The sequence below is a fragment of the Mycobacterium sp. genome (assembly GCF_050701675.1).
GTDB lineage: Bacteria > Actinomycetota > Actinomycetes > Mycobacteriales > Mycobacteriaceae > Mycobacterium.
In genome coordinates this window covers 1-5835 of record NZ_JBOGDD010001081.1, presented here as the reverse complement: position 1 = coordinate 5835, position 5835 = coordinate 1, and the positions used below count along the sequence as shown (strand labels likewise).

At 65.2% G+C, this 5835-nt stretch carries 5 protein-coding genes; all 5 read right to left on the bottom strand.

The annotated features are described in order from the left end of the window. The coding region (locus ACRDUX_RS33205) for a CoA transferase (RefSeq protein WP_526420495.1) at positions 1-236 on the bottom strand (236 nt) is incomplete at its 3' end. A 7-nt stretch (positions 237-243) separates the two neighbouring features. Beyond that, positions 244-1167, bottom strand: coding sequence for an SDR family NAD(P)-dependent oxidoreductase (locus ACRDUX_RS33200; protein ID WP_526420493.1), 924 nt, complete (start codon positions 1165-1167; stop codon positions 244-246). A 78-nt stretch (positions 1168-1245) separates the two neighbouring features. Further along, complete coding sequence (locus tag ACRDUX_RS33195) at positions 1246-3093, bottom strand: flavin-containing monooxygenase (RefSeq protein ID WP_526420491.1); 1848 nt, start codon at positions 3091-3093, stop codon at positions 1246-1248. Next, a complete protein-coding gene (locus ACRDUX_RS33190) occupies positions 3090-4271 on the bottom strand; it encodes an LLM class flavin-dependent oxidoreductase (RefSeq protein WP_526420489.1) in 1182 nt (393 codons plus the stop codon). Before ACRDUX_RS33190 ends, ACRDUX_RS33195 begins: the two co-directional genes overlap by 4 nt. Before the next feature lie 64 nt (positions 4272-4335). Next, entirely contained in the window at positions 4336-5712 is a 1377-nt protein-coding gene (locus ACRDUX_RS33185; RefSeq protein WP_526420487.1) for an aromatic ring-hydroxylating oxygenase subunit alpha, read from the bottom strand. Positions 5713-5835: the final 123 nt, after the last annotated feature.

Here is a 5835-nt window from a genome sequence, read left to right as displayed (position 1 = left end):
CGCAAAGCCTCAGCGCCGTCGTCGGTCGTGAGATCGAGTACGACGCTCCGCTTTCCGCGGTTGACGTTGACGAACACTCCGCTCATTCCGGGAGCGGGGCCGACGGAGATGTATCGGGCGTTGTCACCCGCAGGCGGCTCGACCTTGACGACGTCGGCGCCCATGTCGGCCATGATCTGAGTGCAGTACGGCCCCATCACCACCGCGGTGAGGTCGACGACGCGCACCCCCGCCAACGGACCGTTAGCCATGATCCACCGCCTGACTGGCCATCGCAAAACTGTAACCGATGTGATCATTGTGGCCCGTCGGCACCACGGGGAAGATCACCGGGTCGGCTGCGTCGCGGATCGCACTGCTCTGCTCGGCCACCTGTTCAATGGTCCACGATGGGCGTTGCACCCCAGTGGTTTCCGCCACGAACGCCCTGGCAACACGACCCGCGATGGCGATGAACAGCTCGCCGGAGGCAGCGCATGACTCGTGCGACAGCCACCCGACGGTCGGTGCGACGAGGTCGGGATCCATGGGCGGGTAGGCCGACGTGTCGAGTCCCTCGGCCATCCTGGTCACCGCGCCGGGCACGATGGCGTTGCAGGTCACGCCGTGCTCCGCGCCCTCGAGCGCCGCCACGTTCACCAATCCGATCACCCCCGCCTTCGCCGCCGCGTAGTTCGCCACGTCGTGATTGCCGTAGAGGCCACCGATGGACGACGTCAAGACGATCCGTCCGTAGCCCGCGTCGCACATCACCGGAAAGGCTGGCCGCAGGACGTGGAAGGCACCGCGCAGGTGGACGTCCAGGACGGCGTCGAAGTCCTCGTATGACATGTCCCTCAGCGCGGCGCGCCGCACGTTCCCTGCGTTGTGAATCAGGACGTCGATGCGGCCGAACCGATCGAGCGCCGCGCCGATGATCGCCTTGCCGCCCTCCGCGGTGGCGACCGAGTCCGAACTCGGAAACGCCTCTCCCCCAGCCGCGTTGATCTCGGCCACGACAGCGTGCGCCGGGGCGTCGTCGACTCCTTCTCCGGTGAGGCTGCCGCCGACGTCGTTGACGACGACCTTCGCGCCACGGGATGCCAGCAGTAGCGCGTACGCACGGCCTAGTCCTCGGCCGCCACCGGTGACGACGGCGACGCGGTCGTCGAATCGAAGTTCAGACATGCGCCGAGTGCACGCGTGTTGTACACAAAACGCGAGTGCGGCCGTAAACAAGCGGGCACTCGGCGTGATGAGAAGGGGTCACCTGCCGAGTTCCAATCCGTCGAGGTCACCCTTGTCACGCCAGTGCGCCAGAAGGTCGCCGAAGGCGTAGAAGCCGGGACCGTAGGGCTCGCCGAGGTGACTGCGGATGCCCTCGCCGCCTCCGCCGCCCTCGTTGTTGTAGTAGCCCGGTGTGCATTCCGCGTCGAACGCCGAGTTGTCGATCGCGCTCTCGCGGACGGTCGCACACCACCCGTCCTGTGCTTCCTGCGTCGGTTCGAGGTTGGTGACGCCCCGCTTGAGCGCCTCGGCGATGACGTAGGCGATGTGCTCACCCTGCAATTCGTAGTTCGCTGCGATGTTGGCGGAGATGCCCACCTGGGTGAAACCGGTGAAGAACTGATTGGGGAACCCACGGCTCGTCATGCCGTGCAGCGTCTTGAACCCGTCCGCCCAGTAGTCGTAGAGCGAGACGCCGTCACGACCCTCGATGGCGTCGATGCTGTAGCGCCTGCTGATCTCGGTCGTGATCTCGAAGCCACTGGCGTAGATGATGCAGTCGACCGGGTACTCGACGCCGTTGGCGACGAAGCCCCTCGCGGTCAGCTTCTCCACTCCCTTGCTCTCCGACACGTCGACCAACGTGACGTTCGGACGGTTGAACGTCGGCAGGTAGTCGTCGTTGGAACACGGCCGCTTGCAGAGGAATCGGTAGTACGGCTTGAGCGCCTCGGCGGTGGCGCCGTCGGCGACGAGGCTCTCCACGCGGCGGCGCAGCCGCTCCATCAGCTTGTAGTCCTCCTCCTCGCGCAGTCCCATGAACTGCTCGGGGGTCATGGAGGCCGGATCCTCCAACGCGAGGACGCGCGAGGCGGTGTTGCGGCCGAGTTCAGTCCAGAAGTCGCAGACCAGGTCCGGCTGACCGAGCGCCATCCCCTCGAACGTCCAGGAGTGGAAGTTGCGCTGCCGTTCCTTCTGCCAGCCTGGCCCAAGCGATTTCGCCCATTCCGGGTCGGTGGGCGCGTTGTTGCGCTCGTCGACGGTTGACGGCGTGCGCTGCACGACGTAGACCTGCTTGGCGTACCTGCCGAGGAACGGCACGATCTGCACACCCGTGGCGCCCGTGCCGATGATCGCCACGGTCTTGTCGGCGAGCTTGTCCAGCACCGGTTCGGCCGAGTTGCCTCCGGTGTAGTCGTAGTCCCATCGCGACGAGTGGAAGCTGTGGCCCGTGAAGTCCTTGATCCCGGGGATGCCAGGCAACTTCGGCCGGTTGAAGGGCCCGGACGCCATCACCACGAAGCGGGCGCGGATGTCGTCGCCGCGGTTGGTGGTGATCCGCCATCGGTCGATCGCATCGTCCCAGATCAGGTCGCGGACCTGGGTGGAGAAGATGGCGCCGTCGTAGAGTCCGAAGTGCTTGCCGATGTTGCGACAGTGCTGATAGATCTCCGCGCCGTCGGCGAACTTCTTACTGGGGACGAAGTCGAGCTCTTCGAGAAGCGGTACATAGCAGTAGGATTCGTTGTCGCACTGGATGCCGGGGTAGCGGTTCCAGTACCAGACGCCGCCGAAGTCACCGCCCATCTCGATCACTCGGACGTCGTCGACGCCAGCCTTCTTGAGGTAGGCCGCCGACAGCAATCCCCCGAACCCACCACCGAGGACGGCGACGTCGATGTCCTCGGTGATCGGGTCGCGTTCGACGTACGGCGTGTGGGGGTCGATCTCGGCGAATTCGGCATACCCATCGCCGGTTTCGACGTACTGCTTGCTGCCTTCCTTGCGCAGCCGCTTCTCGCGCTCCTGCTTGTACTTCGCGCGCAGTGCGGGAATGTCGACGTCATCCGGCGTCTGGGTCGGACCGCACCCGTGGACGGCCGTCATGCCAGCGCCTCCACGGGCAGCGCCGCCTCGTGCAGGGGCGCGGCCATCTCGTGTACGGCGGGCAGCACCTCGCGGGCGAACAGCTTGACACTCTCGATCCCGTCGGCGTATGACATGGTGCCGAACTGCGGGACGATGGTGACCTCGGAGAAGGAGCACGCCTCTTGGGCGGCCTTCAGCTTCTCGAAGATCACCTCGGGCTTGCCGATCAACAGGTTGGACGCGTGGTAGCCGGGCATCTTCTTCGTGCCGGGTTCCGGCTTGTCCTGCACGGCCTCCGCCAGCACGGCCGTCGCACTGGCCTCGCGGGCGGCGTAGGCCTCATACCCCTTGACGCCCTTGAAGTTCGATGCGTCGGCGAAGCCGTAGTGCACGGTGACGTCGCGGTTCGCGGTCCAGATCCACTCGTCGGTCTGCCGTGCATCCGGCTCATCGGGGGTGCAGTACATGAACATCACGTTCTTGGGCTGGCAGGGCGCGAAGCCCTCCTCCTTGCGGAAGGTGTTCACCTTCTGGACTTCTGCGCCGGCATCCCAGATCGGCTTGTTACCGACGAACAGCGGCACCATCCCACGACGCGACAGGATCTCCAGCGACTCGGCCGTGGAGGACGAGCTGTAGATCCGCGAGAACAGATCCTTGCTGTACGGCTCAGGGCGCAGGGACATCTCCGGGAACGAGAAGATCTCGCCGTCGTAGGAGAACCGCTCCCCGCTGAACGCCAGTTCCAGAATGTCCAGACACTCGTTGAAGCGCTCGCGGCTCTCCTCGCGCGGTACCCCTACGGCGTCGAACTCGGACTTCGACACCCCGCGCCCGATGCCGATGGTGTTGTAGCGGCCCTTGGACAGGATGTCGAGATAGGCGATCTGGTGTGCCAGGCGCACGGGGTTCCACCATGGGGCGACGGCGACGAAGGTACCGAGGCTGACCCGCTCGGTACGCCCCGCGAAGTAGGTGAGCGCCTGAATCGGGTTGGGCGTCATGCCATATGGGGTGCCGCAGTGCTCGGGGAACCAGATGCCGTCGAAGCCGAGCGGCTCGGCAAGATCACCGAGCGCCAGCGCACCCTCGACGCACTGCCAGTCGGGTGTCTCCGGTGAACTGTTGAAGTTGCCCGCCAGAACACGGTCCCAGTCGTGCGAGTTCTGAGCTCCAGTACCGAGATTGACCTTCATCGTTGCTCCTTTTCTGCGATTCGTGCACCCGCGACCGCGGTGGCCGCGGGAACTCGTGCACAAATCACGTGAGATCTTGGGGTTCGCCGGTGCCCATGTACTTCGACAGTTGGTAGTGCAGGTTGACGGTGCTGCGTTCGCGGTACGGGTTGGGCTTGGTGCCAGGGAAGCCTAGTGACTTCATGCCCTGCTGCACGGCCGCCATGTTGGAGAAGTCCTGCGGCAGGACCGACAGCCAGTTGGGGTCACCGACCGGCGTGTACACCCACTCGGTCGGTGGCTCTTTCCCCTTCGGGTACAGCTCGAACACCGCCACCTCGAAGATGCACTTGTTCGGGTCGTAGCTCGGGTCAGGGCGGGCGCTGTAGCAGAGCGCACTCGTCAGGCCCTGGCCGATCTGGAAGTTGGGGAAGATCTGCCAGGCGGTGCCGCTCTGGCCGAGGATGTCGGCGGGGATGGTGGGCCAGACGACACCACGCGCCGCGTCGTCGTTGCGGGCCGAGGTCAGCCAGTGTTCGAGGACCTTGTTGGCCGGCGTGCCCTCGGGGAGCTCGTCGACGAGCCGCTTGGCCGCGTCCACCAGCGTCTGCGTGGTGGTCGCGTTGGTCTCCTCCATGGTGTAGACCTGCATCTCCGCGGTCGAGATGCGGGGGTCACCGGAGCCGAGCCGGATCTTGGACTTGGTCTCGTCCAGGCCCTTTGGGGCGTCGTAGCCGATGTTGCTGTGCCTGCCCTGCGCCTTGGCCCAGCCCTTGAACTCACCGAACTTGTTGAATTCCGGGTGGGTGGTGAACACGTGGTAGGTCTCGTTGAACGCCTCCAGGGCGACCTTCCAGTTGCAGTCGAAGTTCAGCCACTTGCGCCACTTGAAGCGCATGTTCTCCAGCCCGAAGGGGTCGAGGATCTTGGCGGCGGGAAACAGGTAGTCGGCCAACGGTTCCGGATCGGTGTCCATGTTGATGAACAGCCAGCCGCCCCAGGTGTCGACGCTGACGCGCGCGAGGTGGGTGTTCTCGGGGGTGAGCGCGCCCTGCCAGTCGTCCTGCTCGCGAATGTGGGTGCACGCGCCGTCCAAACCGTAGGCCCAGCCGTGGAATCCGCAGACGAACGACTTTCTGGTCTTGTCGCAGGCGTGCTTGGCGCCCTGCGGGACGTCGACGAGGCGACGGCCGCGGTGCATGCAGACGTTGTGATGGGCGGCAAATTCGTTCGGTCCGGTGCGTACGACGATGATCGAGTCGTCGAGGATGTCGTACGTCAGGTAGCTGCCAACGTCGGGGATCTCCTCGACGCGGCCGACCTGCTGCCATACCTTGCGCCACAGCTTGTCTCGCTCGGCTCTGGCGTAGGCCTCCGAGACGTAGGCCTGCACCCCGATGGTCGTCGGCGACGAGAGTTCCTCGACCACTTCGCGGATCACGTCATCCCTGGTGTCAGTCATCGCGCTCCTTCTTCTGCTGGCGTGAGCGTGCGCGTTGTGTAAATTTTCACGCGTGTCGCAGTGCAGACACGCACGCTCGCGGCAGGGGGACGAGAGGGGGTTGGAGTTTGGGGAGTTGGGGGT